This is a genomic window from Kribbella sp. NPDC048837 (genome assembly GCF_055586945.1).
In genome coordinates this window covers 72,605-88,032 of the sequence record NZ_JBVJHF010000008.1, presented here as the reverse complement: position 1 = coordinate 88,032, position 15,428 = coordinate 72,605, and the positions used below count along the sequence as shown (strand labels likewise).

General features: G+C 70.1%; 15 protein-coding genes. 13 read left to right on the top strand and 2 right to left on the bottom strand.

The features are described 5' to 3' along the window. Positions 1 to 126: 126 nt before the first annotated feature. On the bottom strand, positions 127 to 1,827 hold the full coding sequence (locus tag ACZ6O0_RS32765) for a right-handed parallel beta-helix repeat-containing protein (RefSeq protein ID WP_465768891.1): 1,701 nt from the start codon (positions 1,825 to 1,827) through the stop codon (positions 127 to 129). Positions 1,828 to 1,882: 55 nt separating this feature from the next. On the opposite strand from ACZ6O0_RS32765, the gene ACZ6O0_RS32760 reads away from it, so the two are divergent. The 5 genes from ACZ6O0_RS32760 to ACZ6O0_RS32740 all read left to right on the top strand — a co-directional run bounded on the left by ACZ6O0_RS32760 (position 1,883) and on the right by ACZ6O0_RS32740 (position 5,957). Next, positions 1,883 to 3,082 carry a glycosyltransferase family 4 protein gene (locus ACZ6O0_RS32760; protein WP_465768890.1) on the top strand — a complete coding sequence of 400 codons (1,200 nt, stop codon included), beginning with the start codon at positions 1,883 to 1,885 and terminating at the stop codon, positions 3,080 to 3,082. A gap of 124 nt (positions 3,083 to 3,206) precedes the next feature. Next, complete coding sequence (locus ACZ6O0_RS32755) at positions 3,207 to 3,632, top strand: adenylyltransferase/cytidyltransferase family protein (RefSeq protein ID WP_465768889.1); 426 nt, start codon at positions 3,207 to 3,209, stop codon at positions 3,630 to 3,632. Further along, positions 3,629 to 4,354, top strand: coding sequence for a CDP-alcohol phosphatidyltransferase family protein (locus ACZ6O0_RS32750; protein WP_465768888.1), 726 nt, complete (start codon positions 3,629 to 3,631; stop codon positions 4,352 to 4,354). Before ACZ6O0_RS32755 ends, ACZ6O0_RS32750 begins: the two co-directional genes overlap by 4 nt. Further along, positions 4,354 to 4,770, top strand: coding sequence for an FAD synthase family protein (locus ACZ6O0_RS32745; protein ID WP_465768887.1), 417 nt, complete (start codon positions 4,354 to 4,356; stop codon positions 4,768 to 4,770). Before ACZ6O0_RS32750 ends, ACZ6O0_RS32745 begins: the two co-directional genes overlap by 1 nt. Further along, a complete protein-coding gene (locus ACZ6O0_RS32740; RefSeq protein WP_465768886.1) occupies positions 4,770 to 5,957 on the top strand; it encodes a glycosyltransferase in 1,188 nt (395 codons plus the stop codon). The genes ACZ6O0_RS32745 and ACZ6O0_RS32740 overlap by 1 nt, the downstream gene beginning before the upstream one ends. 3 nt (positions 5,958 to 5,960) lie before the next feature. On the opposite strand, the gene nadA is transcribed toward ACZ6O0_RS32740, so the two are convergent. Continuing rightward, on the bottom strand, positions 5,961 to 7,142 hold the full coding sequence (nadA, locus tag ACZ6O0_RS32735; protein ID WP_465768885.1) for a quinolinate synthase NadA: 1,182 nt from the start codon (positions 7,140 to 7,142) through the stop codon (positions 5,961 to 5,963). An 82-nt stretch (positions 7,143 to 7,224) separates the two neighbouring features. Between nadA and ACZ6O0_RS32730 the strand changes: the two genes are divergently transcribed. The 8 genes from ACZ6O0_RS32730 to ACZ6O0_RS32695 all read left to right on the top strand — a co-directional run bounded on the left by ACZ6O0_RS32730 (position 7,225) and on the right by ACZ6O0_RS32695 (position 15,380). Continuing rightward, entirely contained in the window at positions 7,225 to 7,806 is a 582-nt protein-coding gene (locus ACZ6O0_RS32730; protein WP_465768884.1) for a nucleotidyltransferase family protein, read from the top strand. 38 nt (positions 7,807 to 7,844) lie between these two features. Beyond that, positions 7,845 to 8,720, top strand: a complete 876-nt coding sequence (locus ACZ6O0_RS32725; protein WP_465768883.1) for an AAA family ATPase — start codon at positions 7,845 to 7,847, stop codon at positions 8,718 to 8,720. Between the two features lie 7 nt (positions 8,721 to 8,727). Then, positions 8,728 to 9,819 carry a vWA domain-containing protein gene (locus ACZ6O0_RS32720; RefSeq protein ID WP_465768882.1) on the top strand — a complete coding sequence of 364 codons (1,092 nt, stop codon included), beginning with the start codon at positions 8,728 to 8,730 and terminating at the stop codon, positions 9,817 to 9,819. Beyond that, positions 9,812 to 10,963, top strand: coding sequence for an XdhC family protein (locus tag ACZ6O0_RS32715; RefSeq protein ID WP_465768881.1), 1,152 nt, complete (start codon positions 9,812 to 9,814; stop codon positions 10,961 to 10,963). Before ACZ6O0_RS32720 ends, ACZ6O0_RS32715 begins: the two co-directional genes overlap by 8 nt. Before the next feature lie 73 nt (positions 10,964 to 11,036). After that, positions 11,037 to 11,507, top strand: a complete 471-nt coding sequence (locus ACZ6O0_RS32710) for a (2Fe-2S)-binding protein (protein WP_465768880.1) — start codon at positions 11,037 to 11,039, stop codon at positions 11,505 to 11,507. Beyond that, entirely contained in the window at positions 11,504 to 13,888 is a 2,385-nt protein-coding gene (locus tag ACZ6O0_RS32705; protein ID WP_465768879.1) for a xanthine dehydrogenase family protein molybdopterin-binding subunit, read from the top strand. The genes ACZ6O0_RS32710 and ACZ6O0_RS32705 overlap by 4 nt, the downstream gene beginning before the upstream one ends. After that, positions 13,885 to 14,739, top strand: coding sequence for an FAD binding domain-containing protein (locus ACZ6O0_RS32700; RefSeq protein ID WP_465768878.1), 855 nt, complete (start codon positions 13,885 to 13,887; stop codon positions 14,737 to 14,739). Before ACZ6O0_RS32705 ends, ACZ6O0_RS32700 begins: the two co-directional genes overlap by 4 nt. After that, positions 14,736 to 15,380 carry an SRPBCC family protein gene (locus tag ACZ6O0_RS32695; RefSeq protein ID WP_465768877.1) on the top strand — a complete coding sequence of 215 codons (645 nt, stop codon included), beginning with the start codon at positions 14,736 to 14,738 and terminating at the stop codon, positions 15,378 to 15,380. The genes ACZ6O0_RS32700 and ACZ6O0_RS32695 overlap by 4 nt, the downstream gene beginning before the upstream one ends. The last annotated feature ends 48 nt before the right edge of the window (positions 15,381 to 15,428 follow it).

The window sequence follows — 15,428 nt, the reverse complement described above, 5'->3', positions numbered from 1 at the left end:
CTGAGCGCACCCCCCATGGCGCGGCTTCGCTTCGCAGACTACTACTACCTCAGGTAGTCGTGGCAATACGTAGCGCACAAATATGTTGCGTTCGGCAAGAGATCGGTGCGCGGGGAAGGCACGGGATCAGTTCGCGAGGAAGCTGCCGATCGTGTCCAGCCCGGCCTCCCGCCAGCCCGCCGCGGTCAGCTTGGTGCCGGCCTTGGCGAACCGTTGCGCGCCGAGCGCGTCCAGCACGTACTTGTTGCCGCTGAAAACGACCTCGCCGGCCGGGATCGGGGAGCCCGAGTTCTGCACCATGCCGGTCGCCTGGGTGCCGCCGGTCATCTCGATCGTGTTCCCGGTGACGCTGATGTCGCGCAGCAGGTACGTGCCCCACGGGCCGGTGCCGCGGGTGCGGGACTGGATCGTGATGCCGTTGACGTTGGCGGACACCTTGTTGCCGCGGACGGTGACGCCGGACGAGGTGTTGATGTTGATCCCGCCGCCGTCCCACAGCGACGTACCCGAGCCGCGGCCGGTGCCGAAGCCGTTGCCGCTGATCGTGTTGTTCTCGATCGTGCCGTTGCGGCTGATCTCGTAGCGGATCCCGTCGGCGGCGTTGCCGACGATCTGGTTGGAGCTGATCACCCGGCCGTCGTCGGCGACGTCGGCCCACATCCCGATGCCCTTGTTGGCCTTGATCACGTTGCCGCTGACCGTGCCGGACGACCGGGTCGACTTGATCCCGCCGGACTCCCAGTCGGCGATCCAGAAGCCGTCGGTGTTGTTGGAGCTGATCACGTTGCGGGTCACGGCCGCCGCGGCCGAGCTGTACTGGCCGAGGCCGAGCTGGCCGTTGTGGTGGATCAGGTTCTTGTCGACCTTGGCGTTGTTCGCCTGGACCAGCATCACGCCGACGGCGTGGTTCCAGCGGACCTCGTTCGCGGTCACCTTCCAGCCGGGGCCGGACACCAGCGCGCCGGCCTGCGGTGCGCTGGCGAAGTGCTCGATGGTCAGGCCGCGCACCACGACGCCGGTGGCGCCGGACTCGATCGCGGTCGCCGTCTTCGACATCTCCACCGCGTGCCCGGCCGGGTCGCTGCCCAGGTAGATCGCGTTCGCCGCGTAGTCGGCGTAGAAGGTGCCGGCCTTGACCGCGGAGGCGCTCGCCACGCGGGTGAGGTGCGCGCCGTCCACGAAGACCTGCTCGCGCAGGTAGCAGATGTTCGCCTTGTTGTCCTCGCACTGCCCGCTCATCCCGTACGCCGCCGGCAGTGCGCCACGCACCACCCAGGTCGCCCCGGACCTGGTCCAGCCGGTCAGCGGAACCGAGCCGGTCAGGACGGCACGGTCGGCGCTGGCCAGAACCTGGTTCGCCTTCGGGCGGATGGTCTGCGAGATCCGGTGCACCCCGGCGGCGAAGCAGAACGTCGTTCCCGCGGGCTTCGCGTTGACGATCGCCTGGGCGTTGTCACCGGGCTTGATCACCACGCCGCTGCACGGACCGGCAACGGCCGGACCGGCCTCGTCGGAGTCGACGGTGGGGACGGCCGGTCCGGTCGGCGTGGGGGTCGTCGTCGGTGCCGGCTTCGTGGTGCTCGGCCGCGTCGTGGTGGGGGTGTTCGACGGGCCGGTCCGGGTGGCTTTCGGGGCTTTGGGGCCCGTGGGAGTTGCGGAGGTCTTGGGGACGCGGTGTGAGGGGAGCACACCGGACGCGTCCCGGTCGGCGACCGCGCGTGACTTGGCCGCTGTTGTCGCGTTGTTCTCGTTGGCGATGACCGGGAGCGCAACCGTAACGACGGCGAGCGCAGCGGCGATAAGCGCTGCGAACCACAACTTCCTCAATGCACTGCTCTCCCCTGAAACCAGGTGTAGCCACCGCGAGACTTAAGGTAGTGCCATGCGGGTCGCCATGTTGCACAACCGTTACCGGACGGGTCAACCCAGTGGCGAGAACACCGTCGTCGCGCAAACGGTTGATTTATTGCGTAACTCAGGACATGAGATCGACCTCTACGCCCGAAACAGCGACGATATCGCCGCGATGAGCCGAAAAGATCGCGCGCTGTTACCGTTCCGCTCCGTCTGGTCATTTTCGGCGAAACGCGATTTAACGCATCTATTGCAGGAACAGCGGCCCGATGTGGTGCACATCCACAACACGTTCCCGCTGTTGAGCGCCTCGGTGCTGCGGGCGGCGCACCGGCTGGACCTGCCGGTGGTGGCGACCCTGCACAACTTCCGGCTGCTGTGCGCGAACGCGGTCCTGCAGCGCGACGGCGGGCCGTGCGAGTCCTGTGTCGGCAAGCTTCCCTGGGCCGCGGTCCGGCACAGCTGCTACCGGGAGTCGCGCGTACAGACGTTGCCGTTGGCCACCAGCATCGGCGTGCACAACACCCTGCACACCTGGCAGAAGTACGTCACCACGCTGGTCGTGCCGTCGGAGTTCGTCAAAGAGCGGTACGTCGCGGCCGGCTACGACCCGGAGTTGTTCGTGGTGAAGCCGCACGCCGTGCCGCACTCCGGCGCGGTGCGCAGCGGTGCGGGGGAGGCCGTGGTGTTCCTCGGCCGGCTGGAGGCGGACAAGGGGTTCGCGGATCTCTTGCAGGCCTGGGATTCCTCGCTCGGGAAGCTGGTCGTCGTCGGCGACGGCCCGCTGCGTGCGGAGGCGGAGGAGCGGGCCCGCAAAGACCCGTCTGTACAGGTGCTTGGTCAACTACCGTGGGCGGCCGGCATGGAAGTGCTGCGGTCCGCGCGCGCCGCCGTCGTGCCGGCGCGTTCGTATGAGACTTTCGGTCTCGTGGTGGTCGAGGCGTTCGCGCACGGAGTCCCGGTGGTGGCGTCCCGGCTCGGTGCGCTCGCGGAGCTGGTCGACGACGGGGAGACCGGCGCGCTGACCGAGCCCGGCGATCCGGAGGGATTGCGGAAGGCGATGGGGTTGGTGGCTGATCCCGAGACTTCGGTAACCTTCGGCGAGCGAGCCCGACAGGTCTATCTCGAGCGCTTCACCCCGGAGCGTGACCTCGCGGCCACGGAGAGGATCTACACCGATGCGATCGCCCGGCACGCGGACAGCGGCCGGATTCGGCGAGGACGCTGAGCGGGTCGTGAACGGACGGTATAAAGTCGCGCCTGGCGTGGGGGGCCGCGTCACCTCGGGCACACCGACACAGGGCTCCCCAGGAGAGTCGCAGGGGGCACAGTTGTTTCTGGGGGATGGAAGCTTGCCGCGGATCGCATGTCTGGCCGGGGTCTTCGACCTGTTCCACGTCGGCCACGTCGACGTGCTGGAGCGGGCCCGCCGCGTCTGTGACCGGCTGGTCGTCGGCGTGCTGACCGACGAGTGGGCGGTCGACGCCTGGGGTCAGCGGCCGTTCGTCCCGCTGGTCGAGCGGGTCCAGATCGTCGAGCACCTGCGGTGTGTCGACGAGGTGGTCGTGATCGACGGCGTGCGGCCCGAGTGGCTGACCGGCGTACTGGGGGCTCAGACGGTGTTCGCCGCCAGCCGGCTGGACGGCGTACTGGGGGTCGAGGAACTCGACGGGATTCCGGCCGGGCTGATCACCGTCCTGCCGCTCGGCCGCGATTCGCGGAGCCCGATCCTGCGCGCCGCGATCGACCAGCGGCAGTCACGTAGTTCGGTCGCATGAGCGCGTTGCGGGAGACGGTCGCGCAGCTGTCCCGGGCCCAGAAGCCGTCGGCGGGCACGCCGGCGTACTCGCGCTTCGTCAACCGGCGGATCGGGCGGGTGTTCGCCGCCGCGGCGTTCCTCGGGCACCGCACGCCGAACCAGGTCAGCCTGGCCAGCGGATTCTGCTCCCTGGTCGGCATCGTGCTGGTGGCAACCGTCCGCCCGTCGCTCACACTCGCGCTGGCGGTGACCGTGCTGCTGGTGCTCGGGTACGGTCTCGACTCCGCGGACGGGCAGCTGGCCCGGCTGCGCGGGGGCGGGTCGCCGCTGGGTGAGTGGCTCGACCACATGATCGACTCGATCAAGATCGTCCTGCTGCACAGCGCCGTACTGATCTCGTTCTACCGCTTCGATGCCTTCAACAACGAGTTGGTGCTGCTGGTGCCGCTCGCCTACGTCTGCATGTCCTCGGTGCTGTTCTTCGGGCTGATCCTGATCGACCAGCTCCGCCGGCGGCACGGCAGGACGCAGAAACCCAACGAGCGCGGGGATTCCGTCGCCAAGTCGTTGCTCATCGCACCGACCGACTACGGGGTGCTGTGCCTGGTCTTCCTGACCTTCGGTACGCCGTCGCTGTTCGTCGTCCTGTACGGCGCTCTGCTCCTGGCCAACCTGCTCTTCCTGGCCGCGGCGATCGCGAAATGGTACCGGGAGATGTCCGCGCTGGGGGTGCCCGCCTGATGGGCATCGTCGGCTACGCGCCCGGGGTCTACGACATGTTCCACATCGGTCACCTGAACATCCTGCGCCGGGCCCGGGAGCACTGCGACCACCTGATCGCCGGCGTCGTCGAGGACGACGTGGTGGCCCGGATCAAGGGCCGGCCGCCGGTGGTCCCGCACGACGAGCGGATGGACGTCGTCCGCGCGCTCGGCCTGGTCGACGAGGTGGTCAGCGACTGGTCCAGCGACAAGTTCGAGATGTGGAAACAGCTCCGCTACGACGTTCTCTTCAAAGGTGATGACTGGAAGGGCACCGAGAAGGGGATGAGACTGGAGAGGGTACTCGGCGAGGTCGGTGCGCAGGTGCACTACTTCCCGTACACCGCCTCGACGTCCAGCACCGATCTGCGCAGGCTCCTGGAGGGAATGAGCTGATGTCGGCCCGGCCCAAGGTCTTGCTCAGCGCGTACGCCTGCCGGCCGCAGGGTGGCTCCGAGCCGGGAGCCGGCTGGGCCTGGGCCAAGGCGGCCGCGCGGGACCACGACGTGTGGTTGCTGACCCGGGGCAAGTTCGCGCACGAGATCGCCGAGGAGCTGGCGGTCCGGCCGGTCCCGGCGCTGACCGTCGTACCGCTCGAGCTGCCGAAGTGGATCCTGCGGCTGCGGCGCCGGCCCTCGGACGTGTACTGGTACTACCCGCTCTGGCAGGGGCTGGCCGGCCGGACCGCCCGGCGGCTGCAGGCGGAGCACTCGTTCGACGTGATCCACCACCTGACCTTCGCGGTGGACTGGATGCCGGCCGGCGTGGTCGAGGAGTCGGCGGCGAAGGTGATCTGGGGACCGGTCGGCGGGTCCACGACGGCGCCGCTGTCGATGGCGCACTGGCTCGGGCCGCGCGGGGTGGCGGCCGAGCTGGTACGGCGTGCGTACACCGGTCTCCGGCGGCGCGTCACGGGCCGGAAGCTGGCCCGGAGCGCCGACCTGATGGTTGCTCAGAACAACGATGTGGCCGAGGCGTTCCGCCCGTACGCGCGTGAGATCGTGGTCCAGCCGAACGTGGCGATCCGCCGGTTCACCGCGTCCGGGCCGTACGAGCCGTTCGGTGCCCCGGGCATCAAGACGGCGCTGTTCGTCGGCCGCCTGATCCCGTGGAAGGGCGTGCTGCTCGGCATCAGCGCGCTCGCCCGTCCGGAGGCGTCGAACTGGGAGCTCCGGATCATCGGCGACGGTCCCGACTGGCGCCGCGCGGAACGACTGGCCGAGGAACTCGGCGTCCGCGACCGCGTCGAGTTCATGGGTCAGCTACCCCGCGAGGACGTCCTCGCGGCCATGTTCCGCGCCGACGCCCTTCTCGCCCCGGCTCTCCGCGAAGCCGCCGGCTGGGCCGTCACCGAGGCCCTGGCCTCCGGCTGCCCGGTCGTCTGCGTCGACCGCGGCGGCCCCGCCGTCATCGTCGGCCCGGGCGAGGGCGTCGCCGTCCCCTGGCGCGGCGACGTCGTCGGCGAACTCGCCAAAGGCCTCGCCTCCCTGCAGGGCCGCATCACCCCCGTGGACCGCTGGGGCCCCGACCGCCTCCCAGACATCTTGTCCGCCTGGTACGCCCCGGCTCGCGTCTCCCACTAGCCCCTAGTCGCGGGCGGTCTTGCCGGGGAGGGCGAGCATGCGGTCGAGGGCGAGCTTGGCGTACTTCTCGGTGTCGGGGTCGACCGTGATCGGGTTGACGACGTGGCCGGCGACGAGGTTCTCGAGGGCCCAGACGAAGTGGGGCAGGTCGATACGGTTCATCGTGGCGCAGTAGCAGACGGCCTTGTCCAGGAACACGATGTTCTTGTCGGTGTGCTGCTTGGCCAGCCGCTGGACCAGGTTGAGCTCGGTGCCGACGGCCCACGACGCACCGGGCTCGGCCTTCTCGAGGGTCTGGATGATGTACTCCGTCGAGCCGACCAGGTCGGCCTTCGTGACGACGTCGTGCCGGCACTCCGGGTGGACGATCACGTTGACGCCGGGGATCCGCGCCCGGACGTCGTCGACCGAGGCGGCCGTGAAGCGGCCGTGCACCGAGCAGTGCCCGCGCCACAGGATCATCTTCGCCGCGGCCAACTGCTCACGGGTCAGTCCGCCGCCCGGCTTGTGCGGGTCGTACACCACGCACTCGTCGAGCGAGATGCCCATCTTCAGTACGGCGGTGTTCCGGCCGAGGTGCTGGTCCGGCAGGAAGAGCACCTTCTCGCCCTGCTCGAAGGCCCACTCGAGCGCGGTGTCCGCGTTGCTCGAGGTACACACCGCGCCGCCGTTGCGGCCGCAGAACGCCTTGATGTCGGCGCTGGAGTTCATGTAGGTGACGGGCACGGTCACGTCCGCGACCCCGGCGTCGGCGAGGGCGTCCCAGGCCGCCTCGACCTGCTGGATCCGGGCCATGTCGGCCATCGAGCAGCCGGCCGCGAGGTCAGGCAGGATGACTGTCTGCTGGTCGTTGGTCAGGATGTCGGCGGACTCGGCCATGAAGTGCACACCGCAGAACACGATGTACGGCGCGTCCGGCCGGTTCGCCGCGTCCCGGGCGAGCTTGAACGAGTCACCGGTGACGTCCGCGAACTGGATCACCTCGTCGCGCTGGTAGTGGTGCCCGAGCACGAACACCTGGTCACCCAGTGCTGCCTTCGCCTTCAGCGCCCGCTCGACCAGATCCGGGTCGGAGGCCGGCGGGAGCGCTCCGGGGCACTCGACGCCGCGCTCGGAGTGCGGGTCGGTGTTCTGCCCCAGGAACAGCAGCGGGAGGGACTTCGCGCCATCTGCGATCGTCGTCACGTCAGATATCGTCGCACGCCACCCGGCCGCGATCGCGTGGTACACGTCACTGCCCAGACTGTGAAATCGGTACTCTCCGGGAGTGAAGATCGCAGGATTGGTGCTCGCCGCGGGGGCCGGCCGCCGGATGGGCGGACCGAAGGCGCTCGTCCGCGATCCGTCCGGCGTCGCCTGGGTCGTCCGCGCCACCCGCCTGCTCGCCGCCGCCGACTGCGCGCCGGTCCTGGTCGTCGTCGGAGCCGCGGCGGACCAAGTCCGCGCCGAGCTCGCCGACGAGCCGGTCGAGGTGGTCGAGGCAACGAACTGGGCGGAGGGCATGGGAGCCTCGCTGCGAGCCGGGCTGACGGTTCTTCCCGGGGATGTCGATGGTGTCGTGGTGGTGCCCGTGGATGTTCCCGGGCTGACAGTAGACGTCGTACGGCGCGTCGCGGGCGGCGCGAGCCGGTCCGCGCTCGTACGGGCGCTCTACCGTGGGTCCCCCGGACACCCCGTTCTTCTGGGGCGTGACCACTGGGACGGGATCATCGCGTCGGCTCGCGGGGACGAAGGCGCTCGCGGGTATCTCAGGCAGCACAAGCCGGTGGAGATCGAGTGCGGGGACCTCGCCGACGGAGCTGATGTGGACACTGCCGACCAGTTGCCGGACGGGCACCGCGCGGGCTGAGCCTTGGCAACGTGGGTCCGGCGGGCGATTCTGGACAGATGAACGCAGTCGGCTCCGCTGGTGAGCTCGCCGAGCGGCTGCGTGCGACCGGCTATCTGGCCGGTGAGGGGTTGGCCACGGTCGGCTATCTCGCGCTCGCGCTGCACCGTCCGCTGCTGCTGGAGGGCGAACCCGGCACCGGGAAGACCTCGCTCGCGGCGGCGCTCGCCGAAGCGCTCGACGTCCAGCTGATCCGGCTGCAGTGCTACGAGGGCATCGACGCGTCCCAAGCTCTCTACGACTGGGACTTCCCGCGCCAGATCCTGCACCTGCGCACGGTCGAGGCGACCAGCTCGGACGCGGTCGTCGAAGAGGTGGAGAAGAGCCTGTTCGACGAGCGGTTCCTGCTCGCCCGCCCGGTGCTGCGGGCGCTCCGCGAGAGTCCGGCCGTCCTGCTGGTGGACGAGATCGACCGCGCCGACGACGAGTTCGAGGCGTTCCTGCTCGAGGTGCTCTCGACCCACGAGGTGACGATCCCCGAGCTCGGCACGATCAAGGCCGAGGAGCCACCGATCGTCGTCCTCACCTCCAACCGCACCCGGGAGATCCACGACGCGCTGAAACGCCGGTGCCTCTACCACTGGATCGACCATCCGGGTCTGGCCCGCGAGGTCGAGATCGTCCGGACCCGGCTGCCTGAGGTGTCGCACCGGCTGGCCGAACAGGTGGCCCGGTCGGTGCAGCGGATGCGTGAGCTCGATCTGCTCAAGCCGCCCGGTGTCGCCGAGACGCTCGACTGGGCTCGCGCCCTGGACGCCCTCGGGACCGAGACCCTCGACGTGGAGACCGCGGCCGCCACCCTCGGCGCCGTGCTGAAGTATCGCGAGGACACCGACCGGATCCGCGCTTCCCTCGACCGGCTGCTGGCGAGCTGAGGCAGCGATGACGGCACCGGACCTCGCGTTGGCCGGCTTCGCGTCGGCCCTCCGGCACGCAGGTCTGCCGGTGACCGCCGACCGTGTCCACCTCTTCCTCCGGGCCGTCGCCGCGCTCGACGCGGCAGTCACCGCGGACGTGTACTGGGCCGGCCGGGCCGCGCTGTGTGGTGGACCCGACGACATCGCCAAGTACGACGAGGTGTTCACCGCATGGTTCTCCGGAGAGCGGGCGGGCGGGACAGTCCGTCGTACGCCGCAAGCCTCGGTGCAGGCCGCGCTCGACGCCGACGACGGGGCCGCGGGCGAGGACGGCGACCGGTCGGTCAATGTCTCCGCGAGTACGACGGAAGTCCTCCGGCACCGTGATGTCGCCGAGCTGTCGGCCGGCGATCGGGCCGAGCTGGCGCGCTTGTTCGGCACCCTCCGCCCGCGGGTCCCGGTACGGCGGGCGGTCCGCCGCCGACCGTCCCATCGCGGCGACATCGATCCCCGCCGTACGCTCCGGGCCCAGTTGCGGCAGGTCGGCGAGCCCGCCCGGGTGCAGTACCGCCGGCGCGGCACCCGCCCGCGCCGGGTCGTCGTACTGATCGACGTGTCCGGCTCGATGCGTCCGTACGCCGACAGCCTGCTGCGGCTCGCGCACACGATGGTGCAGCAAGCCCCGCGATCGGTGGAGGCCTTCACCATCGGCACCCGGCTGACCCGAGTGACCCCGGCCTTGCGGCGCCGCGATGCGGAGTTCGCGCTGCGGTCCGCGGGCGACGTCGTACCCGACTGGTCGGGCGGCACGCGGCTCGGTGAGGTGCTGAAGGTGTTCCTGGACCGGTGGGGTCAGCGGGGGATGGCGCGGCGTGCTGTCGTGGTCGTGTGCAGTGACGGGTGGGAGCGCGGTGACGCCGCGTTGCTCGGTGCGCAGTTGGAGCGGCTGGCCGGCCTGGCGCACCGGGTGGTCTGGCTGAATCCGCACCGGGGCAAACCGGGCTACCTGCCGGTGCAGGCCGGGATCGTTGCCGTCCTCCCGCATGTCGACGATCTCGTCGCCGGGCACAGCCTGGCCAGCTTCGCGGACGTTCTGGAGGTGGTCGCGGATGCGTGATGTCCTCGAGCGATTGATGACCTGGTGGGACGCGGGCGAGTCGGTTGCCGTCGGCACCGTCGTGGCGACGTTCGACTCGGCACCGCGGCCGCCGGGCGCGGTGATGCTTGTCGGTCCCGGTCTGGAGGCGGTCGGCAGCGTGTCGGGCGGCTGCGTCGAGGGCGCGGTCTACCAGTTGGGTGAGGAGATCCTGGAGTCCGGTGAGCCGATCCTGCAGCGGTACGGCGTGAGCGACGAGTCGGCGTTCGCGGTCGGGCTCACGTGTGGCGGCATCATCGACGTGTTCGTGGAGCGCGTCGACCGGACGTCGTACCCGGAGCTCGCCGAGGTGGCGGCCGACATCGCGGCCGGCCGCCCGGTCGCGGTCGCCACGGTCGTCGCCCACCCCGATCCCAGCCGGGTGGGCCGCCATCTGATCGTCCGGCCCGCCCCGAGCACGGACGCGCCGGAGGCCATACAGCCGGGGCCGACGGTCGGGAGTCTCGGGTCCGAGCGGGCCGACGACGCGGTGGTGGACGACGCGCGGGGACTGCTGGCGAACGGGCGGACGGAGACGCTGGAGTACGGGCCGGACGGGCAGCGCCGCGGTGAGGGGATGCGGGTCTTCGTGTCGTCGTACGCGCCGGTGCCGCGGCTGCTGGTGTTCGGCGCGATCGACTTCGCGGCCGCGGTGGCCCGGATCGGGTCGTTCCTCGGATATCGCGTGACGGTCTGCGACGCGCGGGCCGTCTTCGCGACCGCGTCCCGCTTCCCGTCGGCCGACGAGGTGATCGTGGACTGGCCGCACCGCTTCCTGGCCGGCGAGGTCGCGGCCGGCCGGATCGACGGCCGGACGGTGATCTGTGTGCTCACCCACGACCCGAAGTTCGACGTACCGTTGCTGGAGGTCGCTCTCCGTCTTCCGGAAGTGGCGTACGTCGGAGCGATGGGATCCCGCCGGACCCACGACGAGAGACTCAAGCGCCTCCGCGAGGCCGGGCTCACCGACGCGGAACTGGCCCGCCTGTCCAGTCCGATCGGCCTCGACCTGGGCGCGCGGACCCCCGAGGAGACGGCGGTCAGCATCGCCGCCGAGTTCATCGCCCAGCACTGGGGTGGCGCCGGCGACCGCCTGTCGCGGCGGGCCGGCCCGATTCACCACTGATCCGACCCTTGTGGTCGACATCACACGAGAGCACGATCGGCATACGCGGTAGCTGACATCTGGAGGCGGGGCGATGACCCGGATCACGGTGATGGTCGACGGAAGCAGCTTCACGGACGACGTGGAGCCGCGCACGCTGCTCGTGCACTATCTGCGCGAGCAACTGGGAAAGACGGGAACCGTGGTCGGCTGCGATACCGGCAACTGCGGTGCCTGCACGGTCCACCTGGACGGGCGGAGCGTGAAGTCCTGTTCGCTCTTCGCGGTCCAGGCCGACGGTCACGAGGTGACCACGATCGAGGGTCTCTCGACCAACGGTCAGCTGCACCCGATGCAGCAGGCCTTCCACGAGAACCACGCCCTGCAATGCGGATTCTGCACACCAGGCATGATCATGCAATCCATCGATCTGATTGCCGACAATCCGGACCCGAGTGAGGACGACGTCCGGCTGGGGCTCGAAGGCAACCTCTGCCGCTGCACGGGCTACCAGAACATCGTCAAGGCCGTCCGCGCCGCGGCCGCCGCGGGAGGTGCCCGATGACCACCACCGAGGATCGGCCGGCCACCGAGGTCGGCGCTCCGCGGCTCCGCAAGGAGGACGCCCGGCTGATCACCGGCCGGACCCGCTGGACCGACAACATCGTCCTGCCCGGCATGCTGCACATCGCGATGGTCCGCAGCCCGTTCGCGCACGCGCGCATCACCGCCATCGACACCGAGGCGGCCCGTGCCGCCACCGGTGTGCTCGCTGTCATCACCGGCGCGGACATCGCCGACGAGCAGGGCGCCCTGCCGAACGCGTGGGCGGTGGTCCCGGACCAGAAGGCTCCGGTGCACCCGTCGATGGCGGTCGACCACGTCGCGTTCGCCGGCGAGATCGTTGCCATGGTGGTCGCCCGGAACGCGGCCGAGGCGAACGACGCCGCCGACCTGGTCGACGTCGACTACGAGGAACTGACCCCGGCACTCGACCTGAGGTCGGCGGCCAGGGACGAGGTGATCGCCCACCCGGACCTCGGCACGAACGTGTCCGCGGTCTGGTCCTACGACTCGGCCGAGGCCGGCACCGGTGGCGACGTCGACGCGGCGATCGCGGCGGCCCGGGACGGCGGGATCGTGATCGAGAAGGAGATCCGCCAGCAGCGGCTGATCCCGGCGTTCATGGAACCGCGCTCGATCGTCGTCGATCCGACCACCGAACAGATGACCGTCTGGTCGTCGACGCAGGTGCCGCACTTCGTGAAGATCTTCATCGCGCTGGTGCTCGGCATCCCGGAGAACAAGATCCGGGTGATCGCGCCGGACGTCGGCGGCGGTTTCGGCGGCAAGCTCCAGTTCACGCCGGAGGAGGTCCTCACGGTCATCGCGGCCCGGAAGACCGGGAAGCCCTGTAAATACAGCGAAACCCGGTCCGAGTCGCTGATGGCCGCGCACCACGGCCGGGACCAGTGGCAGAAGGTCACGCTGGCCGCGAACGCCGACGGCACGGTGACCGGGCTCAAGGTCGACCTGATGGCAGACATGGGTGCGTACCTCGGCCTGGTCACCTCGGCGATCCCGCTGCTCGGGGCGTTCATGTACAACGGCATCTACAAGTTCCCGTCGTACCGTCTCGGCATCACCAACGTCTTCACCAACAAGACCTGGACCGACGCCTACCGGGGCGCCGGCCGGCCGGAGGCGACGTTCGCGATCGAGCGGCTGATGGACGAACTCGCTGTCCGGGTCGGGGCCGATCCGCTGGAGATCCGCGAGCGGAACTGGATCAAGCACGAGGAGTTCCCGTTCGCGACGGTGTCCGGGCTGCGCTACGACTCCGGCAACTACGAGGCCGCGACCGCGAAGGCCAAGGAACTGTTCGGGTACGACGACCTGCGGGCCGAGCAGCTCAAGCGGCGCGAGTCCGGCGACCCGGTCCAGCTCGGCATCGGGATCTCGACGTACACCGAGATGTGCGGACTGGCGCCGTCGCGCTGGCTCGGCTCCATGGGGTACGTCGGCGGCGGCTGGGAGCACGCGGCGGTCCGGATGCTGCCGACCGGGAAGGTCGAGGTGATCACCGGGACGAGCCCGCACGGCCAGGGGCACGAGACGGCGTGGAGCCAGTTGGTCGCCGACCGGCTGGGTGTCGCCTTCGAGGACGTCGAGGTTCTGCACGGTGACACGCAGATCGCCGCGCGTGGTCTCGACACGTACGGTTCCCGCTCGCTGTCGGTCGGTGGGATGGCCGTGCTCGCTGCGGCCGACAAAGTGGTCGAGAAGGCCAAGCCGATCGCCGCGCAACTGCTCGAGGCGAACGTCGACGACCTGGAGTTCACCGGTGGGCGGTACGGCGTTCGCGGCACGGAGTCGGGGATGACGATGGCCGAGCTCGCGTTCGCGGTATTCCAGGGCCACAAGCTGGACGGTTCGGCCGAAGGCTGCCTGGACGCCGACGCGACGCTCGAGCCGGACGACTTCTCGTTCCCGCACGGCACGCATCTGTGCGCGACCGAGGTCGACACCGAGACCGGGGCGGTCACGATCCGGTCGTACGTGAGCGTCGACGACGTCGGCGTGGTGGTCAACCCGCTGATCGTCGAGGGTCAGGTGCACGGCGGCCTGGCACAGGGCATCGCGCAGGCGCTGTTCGAGGAGGCGGTGCACGACGACTCCGGGACGCTGGTCACCGGATCGTTCGACCAGTACCTGCTTCCGGGTGCGCCCGATCTGCCGAAGTTCGAGACGGCGCGGACCGAGACGCCGGCGACGACGAACCAGCTGGGGGTGAAGGGGGTCGGAGAGGCCGGGACCATCGCGTCCACGCCGGCGGTCGTCAACGCGATCGTCGACGCGGTCCGGCACCTCGGCGTGACGGACGTGCCGATGCCGTGTACGCCGTACCGCGTGTGGAAGGCGATCCAGGAAGGGGCGCAGTCATGATCCCGGCGGCGTTCGAGTACTTCAGCCCGACGTCCGTGGACGAGGCGCTCGGGTTGCTGCGTGAGCACTCCGACGCGAAGGTGCTGGCAGGCGGCCAGAGCCTGATGCCGGCGCTTCGGCTGCGGCTGGCCGCGCCGGAGACGATCGTCGACCTCGGGAAGATCGCCGAACTGCAGGGCGTCCGCGACGACGGGGACGCGATCGTGATCGGTGCGATGACGTCGCACAGCGCGGTGCAGGCCGATCCGCTGGTCGGCGAGCACGCCCGGCTGATCTCGTTGGCGACGGCAACGGTCGGGGATCCGCAGATCCGGCACCGGGGGACGTTCGGCGGTTCGCTGGCGCACGCCGATCCGGCCGGTGACCTGCCGGCGGTGGCGGTCGCGCTGGACGCGTCGTTCGTGATCGCCGGGCCGGGCGGTCGTCGTACCGTCGGCGCCTCGGACTTCTTCCAAGGGGTGTTCAGTACCGCGCTCGCCGACGACGAGCTGCTGGTCGAGATCCGGGTGCCGAAGTACACCGGTTGGGGAGCGCACTACGAGAAGTTCAACCGGGTGGCGCAAGCGTGGTCGATCGTGTCCGTCGCGGCGGCCGTCCGGCTGGACGGGGACACGATCGCGGAGGCACGGGTCGGGCTCGGCAACATGGGCTCGACGCCGATCCGGGCGACCGCGGTCGAGGACGCGCTGATCGGCCGGCCGGCCACCGCCGAGGCCGTCCGGGAGGCTGCGGCCAGAGCGGCGGACGGGACGTCGCCGGTGACCGACCTCAACGGTGACGCGGACTATCGCCGGCACCTCGCGACGGTGCTCACCCGGCGGGCGGTCCTGGCCGCGGCAGGTACTTCGTGAAGCTGGAGCACAAGTTCGTCGTACCGGCTCCGGTCGAGCAGACCTGGGCGGCGTTCAACGATCTCGAACGGGTGGTGCCGTGTTTCCCCGGCGCCACCCTGACGGAGTACGACGGTGACGAGTTCACCGGCTCGTGCAAGGTGAAGCTGGGGCCGGTGTCGTTGCAGTACACCGGCACCGGCAGTTTCGCCGAACGCGATCCGGCCGCTCATCGGGCGGTGATCGAGGCCAAGGGCAAGGACCGCCGGGGCAACGGTACGGCGACCGCCCGGGTCACCGCCCACCTCACCGCATCCGGCCCGGACTCCACCGAGGTCACCGTCGACACCGACCTCGTCATCACCGGTCGGCCCGCGCAGTTCGGTCGCGGCCTGATCCAGGACGTCTCCAACCGGCTCCTGGACCAGTTCACCACCTGCCTCGCCACCAAACTGGAAACCCCAGCCGCAGCCACTGAGCCGACCACGCGGGAGCCGTCGACCGAACCGTCGTCGTCCAGCCCTGCTGCCGAATCGTCCACTGCCGCTGTCGAGCTGGACCTCGGCAGCACCCTCCTCCCCATGCTCGCCCGCCGCGCCGCTCCCTACCTCATCGGCGCCATCGCAGCCCTGATCCTCCGCCGCCTCTTCCGCCGCCGCTAGCCGCCGGCGGTGGGCCGAAATCCGGTGGCTAGTTCGTCGGCGCGGGTC

What these genes read in the sequence shown, in the direction of transcription:
- ACZ6O0_RS32725 (WP_465768883.1), top strand. Translation starts at nt 7,845, where the DNA reads ATGAACGCAGTCGGCTCCGCTGGTGAGCTCGCCGAGCGGCTGCGTGCG.
- ACZ6O0_RS32700 (WP_465768878.1), top strand. Translation starts at nt 13,885, where the DNA reads ATGATCCCGGCGGCGTTCGAGTACTTCAGCCCGACGTCCGTGGACGAG.
- ACZ6O0_RS32745 (WP_465768887.1), top strand. Translation starts at nt 4,354, where the DNA reads ATGGGCATCGTCGGCTACGCGCCCGGGGTCTACGACATGTTCCACATC.
- ACZ6O0_RS32720 (WP_465768882.1), top strand. Translation starts at nt 8,728, where the DNA reads ATGACGGCACCGGACCTCGCGTTGGCCGGCTTCGCGTCGGCCCTCCGG.
- ACZ6O0_RS32750 (WP_465768888.1), top strand. Translation starts at nt 3,629, where the DNA reads ATGAGCGCGTTGCGGGAGACGGTCGCGCAGCTGTCCCGGGCCCAGAAG.
- ACZ6O0_RS32760 (WP_465768890.1), top strand. Translation starts at nt 1,883, where the DNA reads ATGCGGGTCGCCATGTTGCACAACCGTTACCGGACGGGTCAACCCAGT.
- ACZ6O0_RS32715 (WP_465768881.1), top strand. Translation starts at nt 9,812, where the DNA reads ATGCGTGATGTCCTCGAGCGATTGATGACCTGGTGGGACGCGGGCGAG.
- ACZ6O0_RS32710 (WP_465768880.1), top strand. Translation starts at nt 11,037, where the DNA reads ATGACCCGGATCACGGTGATGGTCGACGGAAGCAGCTTCACGGACGAC.
- ACZ6O0_RS32740 (WP_465768886.1), top strand. Translation starts at nt 4,770, where the DNA reads ATGTCGGCCCGGCCCAAGGTCTTGCTCAGCGCGTACGCCTGCCGGCCG.
- ACZ6O0_RS32705 (WP_465768879.1), top strand. Translation starts at nt 11,504, where the DNA reads ATGACCACCACCGAGGATCGGCCGGCCACCGAGGTCGGCGCTCCGCGG.